This window comes from Endozoicomonas ascidiicola (genome assembly GCF_001646945.1).
Lineage (GTDB): Bacteria > Pseudomonadota > Gammaproteobacteria > Pseudomonadales > Endozoicomonadaceae > Endozoicomonas > Endozoicomonas ascidiicola.
In genome coordinates this window covers 130,961-150,582 of the sequence record NZ_LUTV01000010.1, presented here as the reverse complement: position 1 = coordinate 150,582, position 19,622 = coordinate 130,961, and the positions used below count along the sequence as shown (strand labels likewise).

General features: G+C 45.7%; 16 protein-coding genes. 10 read left to right on the top strand and 6 right to left on the bottom strand.

All coding sequences use genetic code 11. From position 1 onward, the window contains the following. Positions 1 to 123 precede the first annotated feature (123 nt). Together pheS and pheT are read left to right on the top strand one after the other, a co-directional pair. Positions 124 to 1,152, top strand: a complete 1,029-nt coding sequence (pheS, locus tag AKL11_RS22825) for a phenylalanine--tRNA ligase subunit alpha (RefSeq protein ID WP_067522334.1) — start codon at positions 124 to 126, stop codon at positions 1,150 to 1,152. Between the two features lie 58 nt (positions 1,153 to 1,210). Further along, the gene (pheT, locus tag AKL11_RS22820) at positions 1,211 to 3,589 is read left to right on the top strand and encodes a phenylalanine--tRNA ligase subunit beta (RefSeq protein ID WP_067522332.1); all 2,379 of its coding nucleotides are present in this window, start codon (positions 1,211 to 1,213) and stop codon (positions 3,587 to 3,589) included. Between the two features lie 68 nt (positions 3,590 to 3,657). On the opposite strand, the gene AKL11_RS22815 is transcribed toward pheT, so the two are convergent. After that, complete coding sequence (locus AKL11_RS22815; RefSeq protein ID WP_067522330.1) at positions 3,658 to 5,208, bottom strand: ankyrin repeat domain-containing protein; 1,551 nt, start codon at positions 5,206 to 5,208, stop codon at positions 3,658 to 3,660. A gap of 390 nt (positions 5,209 to 5,598) precedes the next feature. On the opposite strand from AKL11_RS22815, the gene ihfA reads away from it, so the two are divergent. The 3 genes from ihfA (at position 5,599) to AKL11_RS22800 (ending at position 7,764) form a co-directional block, all read left to right on the top strand. Beyond that, a complete protein-coding gene (gene ihfA, locus AKL11_RS22810; RefSeq protein WP_067522328.1) occupies positions 5,599 to 5,946 on the top strand; it encodes an integration host factor subunit alpha in 348 nt (115 codons plus the stop codon). Continuing rightward, positions 5,897 to 6,250, top strand: a complete 354-nt coding sequence (locus AKL11_RS22805) for a MerR family transcriptional regulator (RefSeq protein ID WP_067522326.1) — start codon at positions 5,897 to 5,899, stop codon at positions 6,248 to 6,250. The genes ihfA and AKL11_RS22805 overlap by 50 nt, the downstream gene beginning before the upstream one ends. 152 nt (positions 6,251 to 6,402) lie before the next feature. Beyond that, the gene (locus tag AKL11_RS22800) at positions 6,403 to 7,764 is read left to right on the top strand and encodes a phosphate ABC transporter substrate-binding/OmpA family protein (RefSeq protein WP_067522324.1); all 1,362 of its coding nucleotides are present in this window, start codon (positions 6,403 to 6,405) and stop codon (positions 7,762 to 7,764) included. A 277-nt stretch (positions 7,765 to 8,041) separates the two neighbouring features. Here AKL11_RS22800 and AKL11_RS22795 read toward each other — a convergent pair whose 3' ends face one another. Together AKL11_RS22795 and AKL11_RS22790 are read right to left on the bottom strand one after the other, a co-directional pair. Further along, positions 8,042 to 9,658, bottom strand: a complete 1,617-nt coding sequence (locus AKL11_RS22795; RefSeq protein ID WP_067522322.1) for a tyrosine-protein phosphatase — start codon at positions 9,656 to 9,658, stop codon at positions 8,042 to 8,044. A 73-nt stretch (positions 9,659 to 9,731) separates the two neighbouring features. Beyond that, positions 9,732 to 10,313, bottom strand: a complete 582-nt coding sequence (locus AKL11_RS22790; protein ID WP_067522320.1) for a YecA/YgfB family protein — start codon at positions 10,311 to 10,313, stop codon at positions 9,732 to 9,734. A gap of 215 nt (positions 10,314 to 10,528) precedes the next feature. Here AKL11_RS22790 and AKL11_RS22785 point away from each other — a divergent pair, with 215 nt between their 5' ends. Together AKL11_RS22785 and recQ are read left to right on the top strand one after the other, a co-directional pair. After that, positions 10,529 to 12,682, top strand: a complete 2,154-nt coding sequence (locus tag AKL11_RS22785; RefSeq protein WP_157673730.1) for a hypothetical protein — start codon at positions 10,529 to 10,531, stop codon at positions 12,680 to 12,682. A gap of 70 nt (positions 12,683 to 12,752) precedes the next feature. Then, complete coding sequence (recQ, locus tag AKL11_RS22780; RefSeq protein ID WP_067522316.1) at positions 12,753 to 14,573, top strand: DNA helicase RecQ; 1,821 nt, start codon at positions 12,753 to 12,755, stop codon at positions 14,571 to 14,573. 201 nt (positions 14,574 to 14,774) lie between these two features. Here recQ and AKL11_RS22775 read toward each other — a convergent pair whose 3' ends face one another. Both AKL11_RS22775 and AKL11_RS22770 read right to left on the bottom strand, forming a co-directional pair. Then, the gene (locus tag AKL11_RS22775; RefSeq protein ID WP_067522315.1) at positions 14,775 to 15,284 is read right to left on the bottom strand and encodes a SprT family zinc-dependent metalloprotease; all 510 of its coding nucleotides are present in this window, start codon (positions 15,282 to 15,284) and stop codon (positions 14,775 to 14,777) included. A 147-nt stretch (positions 15,285 to 15,431) separates the two neighbouring features. Further along, complete coding sequence (locus tag AKL11_RS22770; protein ID WP_095210638.1) at positions 15,432 to 16,043, bottom strand: Yip1 family protein; 612 nt, start codon at positions 16,041 to 16,043, stop codon at positions 15,432 to 15,434. A 281-nt stretch (positions 16,044 to 16,324) separates the two neighbouring features. Here AKL11_RS22770 and AKL11_RS22765 point away from each other — a divergent pair, with 281 nt between their 5' ends. Next, entirely contained in the window at positions 16,325 to 17,116 is a 792-nt protein-coding gene (locus tag AKL11_RS22765) for a glucosaminidase domain-containing protein (protein WP_067522312.1), read from the top strand. Positions 17,117 to 17,156: 40 nt separating this feature from the next. Beyond that, entirely contained in the window at positions 17,157 to 18,005 is an 849-nt protein-coding gene (locus AKL11_RS22760; RefSeq protein WP_253705280.1) for a DUF547 domain-containing protein, read from the top strand. Between the two features lie 5 nt (positions 18,006 to 18,010). Here AKL11_RS22760 and ttcA read toward each other — a convergent pair whose 3' ends face one another. Further along, entirely contained in the window at positions 18,011 to 18,925 is a 915-nt protein-coding gene (gene ttcA, locus AKL11_RS22755; RefSeq protein WP_067522311.1) for a tRNA 2-thiocytidine(32) synthetase TtcA, read from the bottom strand. A 318-nt stretch (positions 18,926 to 19,243) separates the two neighbouring features. Here ttcA and AKL11_RS22750 point away from each other — a divergent pair, with 318 nt between their 5' ends. Next, complete coding sequence (locus AKL11_RS22750; protein WP_067522309.1) at positions 19,244 to 19,573, top strand: TraR/DksA family transcriptional regulator; 330 nt, start codon at positions 19,244 to 19,246, stop codon at positions 19,571 to 19,573. Positions 19,574 to 19,622 lie beyond the last annotated feature (49 nt).

Here is a 19,622-nt window from a genome sequence, read left to right as displayed (position 1 = left end):
TTTTGGAAACAAGGGCTCCGTTCAGGCTCATTTCATATTGGAAGAGACTAACGCTACCCAAGCCCCCCACCAACCGCTAGAATTGACCGTTTATTTTCTGTTGCTCATCTGTTCGGGAATCCCATGGAGAATCTGGATAACACGATTGATACGCTGGTGGCCAGCGCACTCAGTGCCGTTGAAACGGTTACTGACGCCCCAGCTCTGGACGAAATCCGCGTCCAATACCTCGGCAAGAAAGGTGAGTTGACCTCTCTGCTGAAATCCCTGGGACAGCTGTCCGCTGAAGAACGTCCGAAAGCTGGTGGCCTGATCAATAAAGGCAAACAGCAGGTTCAGGATGCCCTTAACCAGAAGAAGGCCCTGATTGACCAGCAGGCGCTGGACACCAAGCTGGCCAGTGAATCCATTGATGTTACGTTGTCGGGTCGTGGTCAGGATCTGGGTACCATTCACCCGATCACTCGCACCATGGAACGCATTACCGATTACTTTGGTCGCATCGGTTTTAATGTTGAACAAGGGCCTGAAATCGAAGACGATTATCACAACTTCGAAGCCCTTAACATCCCCGGTCACCATCCAGCTCGTGCCATGCACGACACGTTTTACTTTGATGAGTCCACCGTACTGAGAACCCACACCTCACCGGTTCAGGTTCGTACTATGGAACGATTCATCAAGAACAATGAAAACCCACCCATTGCCATTGTTTGCCCGGGCAAGGTGTACCGTTGCGACTCCGACCAGACTCACAGCCCGATGTTCCACCAAGTGGAAGGTCTTTACGTGGCTGAGAAGGTCAGCTTTGCAGATCTGAAAAGCGTGCTGATCGATTTCCTGCGAGTGTTCTTCGAGCGTGATGATCTGCAGGTGCGTTTCCGTCCTTCTTACTTCCCGTTCACTGAACCTTCTGCTGAAGTGGATATCGAATGGGGCCGCAATGAAGACGGTTCTGTTAAATGGCTGGAAGTGCTGGGTTGCGGCATGGTGCACCCAGATGTGTTCCGTTATTCCGGCATTGATCCTGAGAAGTACACCGGCTTTGCCTTTGGTATGGGCGTTGAGCGTTTTGCCATGTTGCGCTATGGCGTGAATGACCTGCGCCAGTTCTTTGAGAACGATCTGCGTTTTCTTAACCAGTTCCGCTAAGAATTGAAGAGAAAACAGTTTCCTTTTTAAAGATGGCTACAGGATTTGAGTAAAAACTATGAAATTCAGTGAACAGTGGTTAAGGCAGTGGGTCAATATTGAGGTCGGCACTCAGGAGCTGGTGGATAAAATCACCATGGCCGGTCTGGAAGTAGACGACGTTGAGTCAGTTGCTGGCGAGTTTACCGGTGTGGTAGTGGCAGAAATCGTTGGCTGTGAACAACATCCGGATGCCGACAAACTCCGTGTGACTCAGGTCAGCACCGGCAGTGAAACCTTTCAGGTGGTTTGCGGTGCGCCGAATGCTCGTGTCGGGATTAAAATTCCTTTTGCAACGGTTGGCGCAGTTCTGCCGGGCAACTTCAAAATCAAGAAAGCGAAACTCCGTGGCGTAGAATCTTTCGGCATGCTCTGTGCGGAAGAAGAGCTGGGTATGTCCGATTCGTCTGATGGCTTGATGGAACTGCCGCTGGATGCCACTGTTGGTCAGGATATCCGTGAATACCTGTCTCTTAACGATAAAATCATCGATGTGGATCTGACGCCTAACCGTGGTGACTGTCTTAGTATTGCCGGTCTTGCTCGTGAAGTCAGTGCTAACTTTCTGGCGGATGTTACTGAAGAAACGGTTTCTGATATTGCGCCAGTGATTGACGACACTTTCCCGGTAAATATTGATGCTCCACAGGGTTGCCCGCGTTATGTTGGCCGTGTGATTCGCAATGTGGATGTTTCCCGTCAAGCGCCGCTGTGGCTGACTGAACGCCTACGTCGTTCCGGTATTCGTTCCATTGATCCGGTGGTAGACGTCACTAACTACGTTCTGTTGGAACTGGGTCAGCCAATGCATGGCTTTGATCTGGACAAATTGTCCGGCAGCATTCAGGTACGTATGGCTAAGCCTGCTGAAAAGCTGGTGTTGCTGGATGGTCAGGAAGTGACCCTGAATGATAAAACCTTGGTTATCGCTGATGAGCAGAAAGCGCTGGCGATTGCCGGTGTCATGGGTGGTGAAGGTTCCGGTGTCAGCGAAAACACCAAAAACATCTTTTTAGAAAGTGCCTTCTTTGATCCGATCACCATTGCCGGTAAAGCCCGCTCTTATGGTTTGCACACCGATTCTTCCCACCGCTTTGAGCGTGGTGTGGATTTCCAGCTGCAGAAAAAAGCCGTTGAACGTGCGACGTCGTTAATTCTGGATATTTGTGGCGGTGAGCCCGGCCCAGTAACAGAAGTGGCCAGCGAAGAATATTTGCCAGCCCTGCGTGAAGTGACTCTGCGTTCTGAGAAAGTGACTTCGCTACTGGGAATGTCTATTGAAGACAGTCATATTGAAGCGCTGCTTTCCCGTCTGGGCCTTGATCTGACTTCAACGGGTGAAGGCCGATGGAACGTTTCTGTACCAAGCTGGCGTTTCGATATTGCCATTGAAGAAGACCTGATAGAAGAATTGGGTCGTATTTATGGCTACAACAACCTGCCAGAAAGCACCCCAGAAGCCTTGCTGAAAATGAAGCAGGTGGATGAAGCGCTGGTTCAGGAATCCGACATTCGTCGTTCACTGGCTGCCCGTGGTTACCAGGAAGCGGTTTGTTTCAGCTTTATTGCGCCTGAATTGCATCAGCTGTTTGATCCTGCTCGTGAACCTGTAGCGCTGGCAAACCCGATTGCCAGTGACCTATCGGTTATGCGTACGACACTGTTGCCGGGTTTGGTGAAAACTGCTGGTTACAACCTGAATCGTCAACAGAGCCGGGTTCGTCTTTTTGAAACAGGTCTGACTTTTATCAAAGAAGGCGATGAGCTGAAACAGGAATCTATGCTGGCGGCGCTGATTACTGGCAGCCGTCATCCAGAAAGCTGGCAGGGCAAAGCAGAGTCTGTCGACTTTTTTGACCTGAAAGGCGACTTGGAAGCCGTGTTGGAACTTGGTCAGGCAGGTAACGAGTTCTCCTTCCGTAAAGGGGAACACGCTGCCATGCATCCTGGTCAGTGTGCAGAGATTGTTCGTGACGGTGCGGTTGTTGGTCACATTGGTGCTCTTCACCCATTACTGGCGAAGAAGTTGGATGTGCCGGCTTCAACCTATGTTGTTGAGATGCGACTGAATGCTGTGATTGTTGGTAAGGTCACGCACTTCACATCACTGTCTAAATTCCCTGAAGTGCGCCGTGATCTGGCTCTGGTGGTTGAAGCGTCTACGGCGGCGGGTGCTATTGAGCAGATGATTGCCAGCGAAGCCGGTGATCTGTTGCGTCGAGTAACGACTTTCGACGTTTATGCCGGTAAAGGTATTGAAGAAGGTTACAAGAGTCTGGCCATGGGTCTGATCCTGCAGCATCCTTCCCAAACCTTGAAGGATGAAGAAGTGAATGAAGTGGTTGAGCGCATTGTCAGCCGACTGAAGCAAGATTTTAATGCAAGTCTAAGACAGTAAGCTTCAAACTTTATTTCTGCCATGATTACATCATGGCAGAAATAGTGTCATCCTCAGAAAATATTGATTTACACCGCCGTGTCGTGAATCGTGGCTTCCACCTGTTGGTGTTTCTTTAAATTCGAGGTTTCTGGTTGTGAGCGATGGGTGGGGATTTGACTGCTTGTTGTGGGAATATCCTGGCCAATTTTTTTCATCAATACATCGCGAATTTGAACATGCTCAGTTTCATTTGGAGTATTTATGTATTGGCGTTTAATGAAATCACATAAACAATTAAATGTAATTAGGCGGTTGTTAAACTCAATTTGGGATTCTTTCAGTATTGTTAAATGTTGATTTGTCCAGAAAAAGTCTGTTGCAGGGCGCTCTTTTATGCTGGTTGAGTTTATATTCATTTCTACAACATTATGCTCAGATATTGTAGTTGCTTTTTTTGGGTTTGTTTTATTCTGAGGCTTTCCCAGATAGCAGGTGGCTATATCAATAGCAGTGATGTCGGTGCCGATTAATTCTGGCCGATGCTGAGTGTATTCTCCCCTGAGGAAGTCTTTGAACTTGTGAACTAAATTTAGAGGATCGGATTCGTTTGGGTGCAGTAAATGCGAAATCAACTTTTTTGCAATATCTGCAGTTGTTGACGATCCTGGTACCAATTTCGGAAGAATGGCATTCAATGATTTCAGTTGATGAGTACTTACACTGTGTTTGTGTTGGAGCACATCCTCTGAAGCGTCAGGTGTTTGCTGCGTACTACTTATTGTGTCGGTCAGATTCCACAGTGCTTGTCTGGCCGTAACATTTTTTACTATCTGTTTTTCTAAGCTATCTGAATTAATGCATTGTAAAAGCCTTTTGGTTTGGGAAGCTATATTTGAAGATTTTGGAATATATTTAATGAAATAAGTTTCAATTAATTCTTTTGTTTTATTGCTAGCAGACAAAGTACGTTCAAAAGCTTCTTCTAGTAATGTGATGGTTCGTGGCGAAAGCTCTGTCTCTATAGTGACCTTCTTATTTTTCTCTTGATCCAGCAAGTACGTTGCTACGTTTGCATAACCATTTTGTTGAGCAGCTTCTGCAAGAAAGCTACTTTTATAATTTTGGTGACAGGAGTTTTCAGTTGATAATAAAAACTCAACCACATCCATTTTTTTATTCTCTAGCGCAAGTAATAAAGGAGATGCTCCGTTGGGTGAAGGTGCTTCTGGAATGCCATTATTTATAAGTAATTTAACCGCCTCCAAATGACCATTGGTACAAGCAATAGCCAACAATGAATCGCCGTTGTGGGTTATGTTCAGATCAATATGCTGCTCTATCAGGAACCTGATAATATCTATATGTCCTTTTTCAAATGCTATGGCAATGGGGTGTTCTGGCTTTCCCGTTTCAGTATCTATGCAATCGTGGAAAATATCTGGAGAGCCTTGTTTTAGGGCGTCTTTAATAAAATTCAAGTCACCGGTACGACAGGCTTCTAGTATTGTGCTGGGTTGATCTCTCTCTATTGGTACCGATTGAGGAGAGGGTAACCCGGTAGATGAAGGTGCTGATGTTGGAACTTCTTCATAATGAACTTGCACATTAACAGCTTGTATGTTCGATGATAGATGCATACATTTCCTGATATTGATTTTAATAATGGTTATGGGTGTAGTTAAAGTAGCCTAGCTGTGTAGATAGTATTAGACCGGGTTCTCATTTTTCCCCAGCAGAAGAGAGGATAATCTGATTCATGGATTTTGATTTATGTGACCCTGAACCTTTGGGCTTGACCTACTGGCTGGCTTCACGCAATCTAAAGATTAGTGGGGTATCAAAGCGCTAGGGCTTGAGCAGTAAAGCCATAGAGCAATGTCTTGCAGCCTGAGAGTGTGTATACTCGTTGATGGCGAATAATAAACAAGAACATGGTGATCGTGCTCTTTGTCTTCAGGTAGTATTTTAAAGAGTCTTGTTCAAGGCAGTTTATACTGTGGAACAGCACAGAAGGGGATTAGTTGATTATGGGAGCTCTGACGAAAGCGGATATGGCTGAACGCCTGAATACCGAGCTGGGTTTGAATAAACGGGAAGCCAAGGAAATGGTGGAGCTGTTTTTTGAAGAAATTCGTCAATCTCTGGAAAATAATCAACCGGTAAAGCTGTCTGGTTTTGGTAACTTCGATCTTCGGGATAAACGACAAAGGCCTGGACGAAATCCAAAAACAGGGGAAGAAATACCCATTTCACCCCGGCGAGTAGTGACGTTTAAGCCCGGTCAGAAACTCAAGGCAAGAGTGGAAAGCTACTCAGGAAGCGACCATGCAGGACACGGAACTCAGGACGAGTCAACTTCCGGCGATACCCAGTAAACGCTATTTTACTATTGGTGAAGTCGGTGAATTGTGTTGTGTAAAAACCCATGTACTTCGCTATTGGGAACAGGAATTTCCTCAGCTGTCACCTGTTCGTAGGGGGAATCGCCGTTATTACCGACATGAAGATGTGCTGCTGGTGCGGCAGATCCGCGATCTTCTCTATGACCAGCGATTTACTATTGATGGCGCAAGAACGCAATTGAAGAAAAATGCCTCCAGCAAACGGCTTGCTGAGCATCATGTTACGATTGACCAGGTTATTGCTGAGCTGGAAAGCGTGGTTGACATTCTAAATTAAACTTACAGCCTTTCCTTAATAAACACTTTTAATCTCTGACTGTTGATTAGCAGCGATTATTTCTCTGTAGACTGCCCTTAGGTACCCATTGTCATCTGATTGTCATAAATGATTCATAAAATGGTCAGGTTTTCAGAAGTTGGGTAGTCACCATGATAAAGATAATAAAACGACCGCTGTTCTATATTTTCCTGCTTATCGTTCAGGCAACTCTATGCCGTAATGTGCTGGCTTCAGAGATTCTTTTTACCATACATGGATCTAATACGGTTGGAGCCTCACTTGGCCCGGCACTGGCTGCAGGGTTTCTTGAAGATCAGGGGGCTTCTGATGTCAGAGTTCTATCTGATAAGTCCATCAATGAAAGCATGATCAAAGGTTTTATGGCTGCTGATAATAAAGAGGTCGCCATTAAAATTGAGGCTCATGGCTCATCAACGGGTTTCAAAGGGCTTCACTCTGGACAAGCCGATATTGCAGCTTCCTCCCGGCGAGGTAAAGAGTCTGAACGATCACTATTATGGGCAAACGGTGATTTGTTCAGTGAGCAATCTGAATATGTTATTGGTATTGATGGTCTTGCCATTATTGTGCATCCCGATAACCCGGTAAGCGCTCTGAGTGTTGATCAGGTGGCCAGGTTGTTTTCCGGATCAATCTCCAATTGGAAACAGTTAGGAGGGAGGGATCTGGCCGTAACACCGTTGGCCCGGGATGAACAGTCTGGCACTTGGGACACGTTCAAATCACTGGTTCTGGCCAAAAAACATAAGCTTGAAAATCGGGTAGAGCGCTTTGAGTCGAATGAAGTTCTGTCTGCAACGGTAGTGAGTACACTCGGTGGAATTGGCTTTGTCAGCCTTAATACGATTGGTGCAGCCAAACCTTTGAAAGTGGCTGACGCAGCTGGCAAGAGCCTGTCTCCTTCGGTGATCAATGTATCTACGGAGGATTATCTGCTAAGCCGTCGCCTTTACATGTATATGCCAGAAAATAATGATAAGCCAATGGCCAGAGCATTTCTGGAGTACGCTACTGGCAAAGAAGGGCAGTCTATTGTGGAGAGTGTCGGGTATGTGGCTCAGAGCATTCAACCCAAAGTTTCCGACCAAAGTGCCATGCCAGCAGACTATCAAAAGCTGGTTAATTCATTTGCAAGACTGTCGGTGAACTTTCGATTTGAACAGGGTAAGGCCAGGCTTGATAACAAGGCGGTTCGAGATATCGGACGGCTGGCAGATTTTCTGACAATAGATGATCGATCAATTCGCCTGATTGGTTTTGGAGATACGAACGATGACTCTCCTTTTTCCAAGACGCTGGCAAAGCTACGGGCTGATGTGGTTAGACGACATTTGGTTCGTGCCGGAGTGCCTCGTAGAAGCATAGAGCTTTTAGGGTATGTGCCGGTGGTTGATAAAAATCTTGAAGTGAGTCAGTTACGTGAAATTCGTGATCGGCGAGTTGAAGTGTGGTTGGTAGTGACAGCGGATAAAAATGGGCTATCCGGCTGAATGAGTGGTGGCTTTTCGTTTGGTTGTCCAAACACTCTTGGCTTATTGAGCGATTTACAGAGGGCTTGCTATGCCCTGTATCGCTTAGTATTCCATGAGTTTGTATGGCCGGCTGAGTTGGTTACGCCTTCCAGAGACTCAGACTAAGCAGCCTGAGTCTCTAATTTTCATTCTATTGCCTGCGACGAGGGCTATTAACGTGGTCATATTCACCCTCTGATGGATTATTTTTGTCAACCCAGCCTTCGAGGTGATTCAACTACTCCGGAGCGCCTTTCTAACGGCTTGTTGGCTTCGGCGCTATAGCCGGTTTGGACATTTGCATTCTAATATGTCTGATAGCGCTGTCTTGGACAATTTGCTTTAAGGAATCACCGGCTAATTGTTTTGAGGTATACATTTTGCTTGCTTCTTCTAAAGCTTCTTCCAAATTGTTAGCTTTTTTAATACAGGCTTGTCCTTTATTATTTCCGTGGACATCAGCAACTAATTTTTTTGCAGCAGTACGTACTTCAGTATTATTGACCTTAGTTTGAAATTTTGTTTTAAGCAGGTCGTGTACTTCTTCCGGTGAAAGCGAGTTTAGGATATTTATGATATCTTTTTCATTTTGGAGCTGGTCAGGATTCAGATTGTCACTGTTTAGTGTATTGAAAAATTTAGATAATGGGCCGGTTTGACTGCTTTGTATCTTGGCCTCTTCCATGATCAGCTGATATTGTGAGTCCGTTTGAACAAATGATGGCCCTCTGTCAGTCCTGCCCTGTAAAATAATATTATTTATCGTCTGTTCCAGGTTTGCTTCAGTAATATTTCCGTTATCAATTTCTTTTTTAATTTCGCTCTCGGTAATGAAAGAGCCGGTTCTACCAACACCTGCTCTACAATGAACGATTTTTTGTGGTGATCCGTCGTGGCTCTCCACTGTTTTTTTGAAGTTTTTGTAATACCCGAGCTGCTCCCCTTTGGGAACACCGTGGTCTGGCCATTCTTTGAAGTGAAAGACGGTGGTTTCTTTACCTTTAGCTTCACCGTCATCTGTAAGTGGCCATTGACCATCGATGGTTTCTTGAATATACAGTTTCACAATGTCGTATCCTGCTTCGCTTGTCACAGACATAGTGTTTACAGCGACAGTTTCGTTTCCATACTGATAGCTCTCTACGTGACCCTGATCAGGCCAATACTGTGATTTGAGATCTCCTTTTTCATCAGCTTGGCCTGTCAGGTTGACTACGGTATCTGAATCGCTGTTTTTAATCATGCTGAAGAAGGCAGGGATAGAGTTCTGATCTTTATCTTTGGCGCCAATCAGCGGAGCTTGAGTGGCAATATAGGAATTATTAAATACGTAGTTGGCGTTCATAGGCTGATCTGTAAGAGTATGAACAGCTGTTTTTACAGGGGGGAGTATATTGCTAAATCGTGCACCACCATGAATTTGATCGAATTGGTAAGTCTCTTGGTTTGCTAAAACCTGCTTAGTTTCTGAGGCTAAGTTGTTAAACTTGACTTTATAATCGACCGAAGGCTGAGAGTTGTTTTGCCTGGCTAATCCTTGTGGGCCTATGAACATGTAATCGTCATCTCTACTGGATGGCACAGATTCAGTAGGTGCTTGCTGCAAACCATCATATTGGCTAAGAAAGGTGCGTACTTGATCAGCGGAGACTTTTTGAGCACGCCTATCAGAAATGGAAGAGATATTTTCCTTTCCAAGAGTTTTTGCCAGTTGTGACTTGATGCTTTTGTAATCTGTGCTGAAGTGTCTTTTAATTGACTTTAAAGCTCTGGTGACGGATGAGTCTTTTTCAGTTGTTTGAAAAGCTTCAAATCTTTGACGTAAATCCGAGATTTCCTGATTTTTACCGTGATTACTACCTTGAATATCCATAATCTCTTCCTTGAGTTAAATATATATCCAGATTGATTTTAGTTCAAAGTCAATAAGTTTAATGACTTTTAAACTATCGCCGCTTACCGGGCTTAAAGGGCTTTTTCTCTTCAGGCGCGTTGAAGACCAGATACAGTTCCATTAAAACTTCAGGAATTTGACTGCACATGTCTTCAACCAGCTCTTCATTTTTGCGGATATCCTTAAACTCCTGCTCATCATCAAACAGACCGGAGGCCAGCATAATGGGCAACAGAAGTTCACATACTTCCTGTTCATTACTGACAAACCAGGCATCTTCGTTCAGGAAATGTGCCACCATAAAGCCGGTACACCAGTTGGCCAGAGCATCATCATCGTGATCCTCCAGCTCGGCTTCGCAGGATAGGAAAAACCCTTCTTCCTCATCATTGAAGCCACGGTCAATAGTGGTTTGAACTTTCTGAATGAGTCTGTTCAGTTCTTTGGCCTGTTCTGAAGGCAGGTCAACCTTCTGATCAAAAACACTCTCGTTACGCTCATGTTCGGTAAGATCAGTTGGGCAGATTGTCAGGGCGGTCAGAAATCCATGAAGGCCGTGGTAGTCGAGAGTACCTTCATTTTTTTCAGAGAATGGCTGAAGAAAAGCTTCCAGCGAGGCCCGTGTGTTTGGCATGGAATCATGTCCTGTGAATACGAGATGAGCATTCTACTCTGCCTGCATGACGCTGAAAAGCAGAGTGATTTCTTTGCTCATTTAAAAATAAACATTTATATGAAGCAGTCATCGGCAATATGTCACATATACTTTTCTGCTTATGGTTGAGTAAGAAACCGGTCTTTTTAATTATCAAGAACTACCCCGTAGTTCCAGTACGGATGGGATAAACATTGGAAAAATCAGATGGTATGTCTGGGTGTACATCAAGATCTATGGGCAATTTAGCAGCGCATGATGTTTCTGGAAAGGATCGCCGAAGCAGCTCTGTTTTTGTTACCTCTGGCGCAAATCAATTGCCTGCTCCTGTCGGTTACCAGCGGTCATTGAGTGAAGTTGGCTGGAAATCTGTTCTTGATAGACAAGCCTGTGGGCTGCGAAGTGTTGCTAGTCCGATGATGTTTACTGAGGAAGGTGGAATGGTGTTCTCTAACGCCAATAGTCCTCGGGCATGTAACAACGTTCCTGCTCATGTGCCTCGATGCTGGATATCTCAAGTGGATGCTCGCGGTATATCGGTTAAGCATTCATCGCGATCAACACCTGCCAGGGTATTGTCTTTGCCAAACGCTGATAGGTTGTTAAAGAGAGTGCCTGAATTTGTTATTCCAGTAGAAATTAAACTATTCACCCATAAAAGGAAGCCGGTAGTTTTAACACATGAGGATCAAAAGGAAATTTGCGGCTTTGAACCCCTTATTAAACATTCATCGCTGATTGGATTGGATTTTCCTGATAAAGAGCCCATGTTGATAGATAAGAAGATGCTTCCTCATAAACGTATCCTTTTTCAAAAACGTTCTGGGGATGTTGTTATACCGATATATGACTCAGAAGCTGATTCTGTATGTCATAATTTGGTTGAATCTCTTAATAAGGAACTCCCGGGGCTACCAGTCTTCTTGTTGAGAATATTGGAGGAAAACTTTGTAAATAATCCCAGCCTTTATATTGCATCCACATTTAATTATGCTCTCACTAATAAAACGCCGGATGATTTAAGAGAAGTAAGCATAGAAATAACAGAGGATAAAGAGAAACGATCTGTGAATTTTTATGAAAAAATAAAATACGTTAGTTTTTTCGATAAAATGAAAGTCAAGCCGTTGGACGGTGATTGTGCAATAACTGCAAATATATATTTGGTGCAAAATAAACTTGGAGATGTGTTCGGTGACTGGAGCCTGAAACGCTGCTCAATAGATATGGTGTTTGAGACGGTATTGAAAAAAAACAAACAAAATAATCGGTTGTCGGGAAGAAGGGCAGAGGCAGTAAAAAGATCAACTGGTATTCCTTGTGAGTTGAATCTAGTGACGAGGTCGAAATCGATTTGCTTCTCTGAACTCTATAAACCTGATGGCTTCTTCCAGCATGATGAGTCTGCGTGGCTGGCTAGTATTCCTGTACACCTTGCGAAGGCAAAGCTGGAGATAGGTAAAATTAGTCAGAACTTTTCTGAAGCATTAGTGGCAAAAAGCTGGGAGAAAATTGAAGGAGGATTAATAGATGTGCCAATGCCTTTGGAAATTGGAGGATTAATTTCGACGCTAAAACAATTTTCACCAGGAACTAATAGGTATCAAGAGTTTATTTTTGGTAGTGTGACAGTAATGGGGTCGCTGAATCAGGATGATCAGGATGAATTTATGGGATCGTTGGCAACTGCTTGTCAAGAAGTATGGGGTAAGCAGCTGTCTTCAGTAATAGATCGATATCTAGCGCTGGATTTGATCACGATTATTGAAAAGGATAGGAGCTCTTTGATTAATGCAGGTAAGCCAGCCTATTTTATAGAAGCGTGTAATAGAATTTCTCGTTCTGCAGAAGTCTTCAAGCAGGCATTGACGTCAGTGAAAGAGTTGAAGTTACTTTATGAATATTTGAATAATGATGTTTCAGTCATAACAATTAAGGAAGTTATGGTATGTTGCTTAAAAGCCAGTTATGAATTAATGAAACACAATATGTCTTTCAGATGTGCAAAAGAGGGATTTGGAAAGATTGGAAATATTGAAATAGGTGATGATGTAAAGCATATTATTGGTACTAGTAATGGAGTTTCTACTATGGGGTGCAATCTCCTCAGAGTTATTGTTCCGGATGTGTTGGCAAAAATTAGGGGGCGTGTAGCAGGTGACGACACTTCTATTTTGTATTTTGATCAGTGTGCCGACGTTGTAGAGGGTTTTAACCCATCTTTTGACAAGCCGGATGAGATTGATCAGATTTATGATGCAGCATTGATTAAACTCAGGAGCTATGTTCCATCCACCCTCGGACAGCCGTCTTACTCCGCTCATAGGAAGGAAACAGTCGTTTGGTAAAACATGGGGTGCGGAAGCTTAAGCAACTCCGTATACTTTTCACTTTTGAATTTGGCTGTTTTTGAAGTTCATGTCAGACCCTGCTCTCAATATTTTAAACGACACGTTTGGCTATCCATCGTTTCGAGGATTTCAGCAAGATGTCATTGCAGAAGTAGTGGCTGGCCGTGACGCTCTGGTTCTGATGCCTACGGGTGGAGGGAAGTCTCTCTGCTATCAAATTCCTGCATTGATACGAGGTGGCACGGCAGTTGTTGTGTCTCCGCTGATCGCGCTGATGGAAGATCAGATAAATAGCCTGAGGGAGCTCGGCATTCGAGCGGATTGCTTGCATTCCGGAATGTCTCCAGAAGATCGTCAGCAAGTGGAGCGAGAGCTGTTGATGGGCGATCTGGATCTGCTTTACGTGGCTCCAGAGCGACTGTTGACGGAATCTATGTTGCGTTTGCTGGATCAAATGCAAGTTGCTCTTTTTGCTATCGATGAAGCGCACTGTGTTTCCCAGTGGGGGCATGACTTTCGTCCGGAATACCTTCAGTTGCACCACCTGCAGGAACGCTTTCCTGCCGTTCCAAGAATTGCCCTAACGGCCACAGCGGATAAGCGCACCCGTCAGGAAATTCGTGCGCGTCTCGGATTGCAATCCGCCAGGGTGTTCATTGACAGTTTTAATCGTCCCAATATTTTTTATCGTATCAGCCAGAAAAAGCAGGGTAAGCAGCAGTTATTGAAATTTCTGGAGAAAGAACATCCAGAAGATTCTGGCATTGTTTATTGTCTTTCCCGGAAAAAGGTTGAACAAACGGCAGAGTGGTTGAGCCAGGCTGGGCGTAAAGCCATTCCCTATCATGCAGGCTTGCCGCCTGAGCAGCGAAAAGCTAATCAACATCGTTTTATTGCGGAAGAAGGCATTATCGTAGTGGCCACCATTGCCTTTGGCATGGGGATCGATAAACCAGACGTGCGTTTTGTTGCGCACTTGGATTTGCCCAAAAGTATCGAAGCGTATTATCAGGAAACCGGCCGTGGTGGGCGTGATGGGCTGCCCGCAACAGCTTGGATGGTTTATGGTCTTCAGGATGTGGTATTGCTCCGGCAAATGCAGGCTCGATCAATAGCGAGTCAGCAAGTGCAGCAGGTGGAGCGGCAGAAGCTGGAAGCGATGCTTTCGCTGTGTGAAGTCACCGGTTGCCGTCGTCAAGTACTACTGAATTATTTTGATGAACCACTGGATAAACCCTGTGGCTATTGCGATCTCTGTCTGGAACCTGCAGAAGTGTGGGATGGCACAGAAGCAGCACAGAAAGCACTGTCGTGTATCTACCGCAGCGGTCAGAGTTTTGGTGTCGCACATCTGGTCGATGTGTTGCAGGGTAAGCAAAATGATAAGGTTCGCCGCTTTGGTCATGATCGGTTAAGTACTTTTGGCATTGGCAACGAACTGGATCAGAATGGCTGGCGCTCAGTATTCCGACAATTGGTGGCACGAGGGTATGTAAATGTGGATGTTGATGGCCACGGCGCCCTGAAACTAAACGATAGTTGTCGATCAATTCTTAAGGGCAATGAACGTATAGAGCTGCGGCGTGATCGCTATGAGCCTTCTACTAAGTATCAGAAGGAGTACAAAGAAGTCGGCCGGGTGGTGGTGGAAGAGCACGATCAGCAACTTTGGGAAACCCTGAGGCAGTGGCGCCGGAGCCATGCAGAAGAACAGAGCGTACCAGCCTATGTCATCATGAATGATAAAACGCTGATGGAGCTGATAAAGCATCGACCAACAACGCATCTTGAGCTTTCCCGTATCTCCGGGATCGGCCAACATAAGCTGGAAAAATACGGTGACGATTTGTTGGCAGTGTTAGGCACTGTTGACGTTGAAATCAATTAAAGGATCGTCTATGTCTATTCGTGTGTATTCACTTTCACCGTAGGAGCACTCTGGGTGCGCTGTATTTGAGTTCTGGGGCTTTGGCAGCAGAGCAGTAAGCAGGCGTGTTCCTATTGAGGGTGAGAGTGTTGCTTACGAAATAGGTCTTTAGAAAAAAGTGATGGCTGCGTCAGTGGAGTCTTGAATATTTCTGCCGGTTGTTCAGTTGATTGTGGCCTGTGCTTTTCCTGCGTACGTCAATGGTCCTCTACAGGTTGTGCACAAGTAGATCGTTCCTCGCTGTGAACGGTTGTGTCGCACAGTGCTGAGGGCGATTTCCCTGCCTTTGCAATGACATTGATAAAGCCACTGTCTTCGGCTGCTTCTGCCGGTATCGTAACTGTGGCAGCGATCCGCTGGCAGTCTGAATACCTTTATCATTATACCCTGCCATTCCCTTCCGTGAGCCCGAATTCGTGGGCCGAAAAGGTCATAGGCCAGAAGGTGCGCTACTTCGTGAGCGACAGTTTGCTGAATAAAATGCTCGCGGTTCTCCTGTAACAGCACTTTATTAAAACGCAGCTGATGCTTTTCGATCCAGGCTTGACCAGCCGTTGCGCCGGTGAGATCCAGACGAATGTAAGGTCGTTTAAATGATTTCTGGAAAAAGCGTTCGGCTTCCTGATACAGCTCAAGCACGCGTTGTTCGATTTGGTGAAGGTCGTTCTGCAACGGTTTATTATCCTCCTGATGTTGAGCTGGAAGGTTGAGCTGGAAGGATAGCGGATTATCGGTAGCTGGAAAATGGGTATAATCGCCGGTGATAAATCACAGACATAAAAATGGCCGCACAAGGCGGCCAAATCTGAAAAGCAGGGCTCAGTAGCTTTGGACGTATTCGGGCCCAATGCCCATGCCCCAGAAGATCACGGTGGTGATCATAATGGACACTAAAACCACTAAACCAATGCAAAGAATGGAACTGGCGTAAATAAATCCCTGTTCTTTGGGAATTTTCATGAAGATATGGAGTCCACTATAGAGTAGGTAAGCTGTTGCTGAAACAGCGGCTGTCCCTGCACAGATTGCTACCCAGAGTGAAGGGTAAAGCCCGCTGAGGCCAATCAGAAACAGTGGATAGGCGGTATAGCAGGTGAAGGCTGTGCAGTCGGTCAGGCTGGGATTGCTGTTAAAGTTGCTGCTCATCCATTGCATGAACCAGCTCATGACGGCAACACCGCTGATGGTGGCGAGCCAGGCCAGAAGGGCCATCCAAAGGGCGCTGTCGCTGGTAAGACGCACGACATCATCATTGCCGGGCAGTGACCAGCCCACCATGGTGGTACCGATGTAGGTTGAAATAGCTGGCAAGGCTGCCAGCCAGATGATTTGACCAAGGTAAAGCTGAAGAAGACCGGGCGGGTTTTTACGAATACTGTTCCACTCGTGGTCCGGCTCAGTAAGTAAACCCCAGAAATGGCTAAGGATCATGGTTGTGCCTCCATGTCTTGGTTAGCAATCAGCCTTCTCGGTCGTTAATAGAGAAGGTGCTGATGCTCACCGGCGGTTGACCGTTTGTTGTTATTATAGTTATTGGCTATCTGTCGCTGCTTTGTGTGCAGCGTTGTATGACAGAACCGCTTGTAGCCGCCCCACAGTGATTACATGTATTTTTATAAATGTAAATATTGGTGATGTAAATAAATATTTTTAATGCCAATTTTGTGAGTCAGTAGGTATTCTATAGAAATCACATTTTTTATGAGGAAAGTATGCTTAAAAGGATCGACAAACTCATGCTGGGAACACTACTGGGGCTGATTGCACTTTCAGCGGGTTATCACTGGTTGTTGCCAACAAGCGAGCCACAGGAAGTGGCTGAACTGAAAGAAATTCCTTCTCATCTGCCGGATTTTGGCAGCATCGTCGATGTAAAAAGCAAGAAAAGTGCTTTCTTTGATTACGTTCTACCGATGGTAGAGCGAGAGAATCAAGTCATCTTGCAGAATCGCCAACAGTTGCTTGAGTTGTCGGCAAAAACGACGCTCTCTGAGGATGAAGCTGGCTGGGTGAAGAGCCTGGCCAAACGGTATCGTCTAAAAAATATTGAAACGGTTGACCGAGCGCTATTTGAAACGTTGCTGCCCCGGGTGGATATTATTCCCGCCTCACTGGCTCTGGCGCAATCTGCCAATGAGAGTGCTTGGGGAACGTCCCGTTTTGCGACGCAGGGTAATAACTTTTTTGGACAATGGTGTTTCAGTCCGGGCTGCGGAATTGTTCCTAGTGGCCGCCCTGAAGGGAAAACCTATGAAGTGCAAAAGTTTGAGACGGTTTACGCTTCTGTGCAGGCGTATATGCATAACCTGAACACCAATCATTCTTATCAGTCGTTGAGAACGATGCGTGAGAGTAACCGGGAAAAGCGCTTGCCAGTATCCGGTGTAAACCTTGCCCAGGGGCTTGGTGCATACTCGATTCGTGGTGATGACTACATTCAGGAACTGATTGCCATGATTAACAGCAACGAGCTTATCCAGTATGATGACGATGATCAGGGGTAATCAGACTCTGTTGACATAACCCAAGAGAGAGGGAGTTCCTATGAATGACAAAGATAAAATAATGACTCGTTCTCCTTCTCTTCGCCGGCCTTTCTGGTTTCTGTTTTTATTATTTTCTGTCGCATTTTCAGTCAATACTCAGGCAGCACAGGCCAGTGAGTACTGGGCTGTTTGGGATGGTGGTGATGAGGGTTTCAGAAAAACAGTGAATCATCAGAACTGGCAGGATATTCTGGATGAATATCTTGTCGTCCATTCAGCGGGTAATACTTTTCGGTATCAGGCAGTTTCACAAGCAGACCGTGAGAAACTAAAAGATTACCTGAGTCGTCTATCAACCGTTGAGCCTTTGTCTTATTCAAAGGCGGAACAGAAAGCGTTCTGGATCAATCTGTATAATGCCCTGACTGTGGATCTTATTCTGAAAAACTATCCTCTTGAGTCCATAACGGATATCGGTCCTTGGTATCGTTTTGGCCCATGGGATGAAAAGGTGATTACCGTTGCTGGCCTGCCGCTTACGCTGAATGATATCGAGCACAGAATACTCAGGCCTTTATGGGAAGATAACCGGATTCATTATGCGGTGAATTGTGCCAGCATGGGTTGTCCGGATTTATCACCACAGGTTTTTACCGCGGCCAATACAGAGCAATTACTGGATAAACTGGCCGATCGGTTTGTTAGCCAGGAGAAAGGTGTAACCTGGATTGACGGCAGGTTGGTTCTGTCGCGAATTTATGAATGGTATGAAGTGGATTTTGTCGACAAAGATGGCGTGTTACTGCATTTACAGAAATACGCCCGGCCTGATACTGCGAAAAAAATCAAGAGTCATACCGGTATTGTGAAGTACCGGTATGACTGGCGGCTGAACGAACCGCAATAAAGCAATCAGGGCTCGAAGTTGAGCACCTGTACCCCGTTATTTTCTTCTTGAATGCTGATATTGCCAGAAAAAATAAACTGGTTATCAGCATGCTCATAATCTTTACGTTCTGAGCTGCGATCGACCGTCAGGTTTTTAAAATCAAACAGCTCTGTGTCGCCCATCTGTGATGGCGCAATATTCTGCATGGCCGTAAAAATGGACTCGATACGACTAGGGTGCTTCTTTTCCCATTCTGTCAGCATGGCTTTGATATTCTGGCGCTGAAGGTTTTCCTGAGAGCCGCAAAGGTTGCATGGAATGATTGGGAACTCCATCTGGTCAGCAAAGGCGGTGATGTCTTTTTCCCGGCAATAGGCCAGAGGGCGAATCACGACGTTTCGGCCATCATCAGAGCGAAGCTTTGGCGGCATGCCGGCCAGTCGTGAACCGTAAAACATGTTCAGGAACATAGTTTCGACGATATCGTCTTTATGATGGCCAAGGGCGATTTTGGTGGCGCCGATGTCTTCAGCAAAGGCGTAGAGTGTACCCCGTCTCAGTCGTGAGCAAAGGCCGCAGGTGGTTTTACCCTCAGGAACCTTTTCCTTAACAACCGAGTAGGTATCACGGTTGATGATGTGATAAGGCACACCAAGGCCATCCAGATACTCAGGCAGTATTTCTTCCGGAAAGCCGGGTTGCTTTTGATCCAGATTCACGGCAACCAGCTCAAAGTGGATGGGTGCGCTTTTCTGCAGGCTCATCAGGATGTGGAGCATTGTATAGCTGTCTTTCCCCCCGGACAGGCAGACCATGACCCGGTCACCGTCTTCAATCATATTGAAGTCTTCGATGGCTCTGCCTGCCATGCGTCTCAGCTTCTTCTGCAGTTTATTGAAGCCGTGCTTATCAGAACCGGTCAGGTTGGTTGTGGTCATAGGGTTGGTTTCAGCTGTGTCTAAAAGGAAATCCGTTAATTATATCTGCCGCTCAGCTTTCAACCAAGTCAGGGTTTTAGGAATCGACGGTAGGTATCGATTAATTATATTGGCAGCGATGCCACGATATTGAGAACGATGATCTACTATTGATAATTGGGATTGATCAGGGACAGTTTACGATCGAACGCCACTGGCGGTAATATAAATATTGTCAGGATGTCTCTCATAGCTACAAAACCATCTGATGAAATTCTATAAACCTCGGAACGGGGTTAACAATAATAGTGTTTCCAGTATTGGAGCAGGGGTTGCAAAATGTCAGACCATGAAAAGTCAAAAATCAGGTTGCTGGCTCGTCGTGACGAGCTGAATATCAGACTGGGAAGCATCAAAGATGATGTGACCCGAAAAAACAGCGCAGACTGGTCGGAGCAGGCTCAGGAGCGTGAAAACGACGAGGTGATGGATGCTCTCGGTAACGAGGCAGTCATGGAACTTCGCAAGATTAATAAGGCGCTGGATCGGATTAATGAAGGTGAGTACGGCTACTGTGATGGCTGTGGTCAGGAGATACCCGGGCAACGCCTGGAAGTGATGCCCTATGCGGATTATTGTGTCGGGTGCGCAGAAGCACAAGGCCTCTGACAACGGTTTATCAAGATAAAGCCTGCCGAATGCCTCAAGCAGGCTTTAG

Bases quoted from the DNA above. Each gene is read 5' to 3' on its own strand.
- pheS (WP_067522334.1), top strand. From the start codon at position 124: ATGGAGAATCTGGATAACACGATTGATACGCTGGTGGCCAGCGCACTC.
- pheT (WP_067522332.1), top strand. From the start codon at position 1,211: ATGAAATTCAGTGAACAGTGGTTAAGGCAGTGGGTCAATATTGAGGTC.
- AKL11_RS22815 (WP_067522330.1), bottom strand. From the start codon at position 5,208: ATGCATCTATCATCGAACATACAAGCTGTTAATGTGCAAGTTCATTAT.
- ihfA (WP_067522328.1), top strand. From the start codon at position 5,599: ATGGGAGCTCTGACGAAAGCGGATATGGCTGAACGCCTGAATACCGAG.
- AKL11_RS22805 (WP_067522326.1), top strand. From the start codon at position 5,897: ATGCAGGACACGGAACTCAGGACGAGTCAACTTCCGGCGATACCCAGT.
- AKL11_RS22800 (WP_067522324.1), top strand. From the start codon at position 6,403: ATGATAAAGATAATAAAACGACCGCTGTTCTATATTTTCCTGCTTATC.
- AKL11_RS22795 (WP_067522322.1), bottom strand. From the start codon at position 9,658: ATGGATATTCAAGGTAGTAATCACGGTAAAAATCAGGAAATCTCGGAT.
- AKL11_RS22790 (WP_067522320.1), bottom strand. From the start codon at position 10,313: ATGCCAAACACACGGGCCTCGCTGGAAGCTTTTCTTCAGCCATTCTCT.
- recQ (WP_067522316.1), top strand. From the start codon at position 12,753: ATGTCAGACCCTGCTCTCAATATTTTAAACGACACGTTTGGCTATCCA.
- AKL11_RS22770 (WP_095210638.1), bottom strand. From the start codon at position 16,043: ATGATCCTTAGCCATTTCTGGGGTTTACTTACTGAGCCGGACCACGAG.
- AKL11_RS22765 (WP_067522312.1), top strand. From the start codon at position 16,325: ATGCTTAAAAGGATCGACAAACTCATGCTGGGAACACTACTGGGGCTG.
- AKL11_RS22760 (WP_253705280.1), top strand. From the start codon at position 17,157: ATGAATGACAAAGATAAAATAATGACTCGTTCTCCTTCTCTTCGCCGG.
- ttcA (WP_067522311.1), bottom strand. From the start codon at position 18,925: ATGACCACAACCAACCTGACCGGTTCTGATAAGCACGGCTTCAATAAA.
- AKL11_RS22750 (WP_067522309.1), top strand. From the start codon at position 19,244: ATGTCAGACCATGAAAAGTCAAAAATCAGGTTGCTGGCTCGTCGTGAC.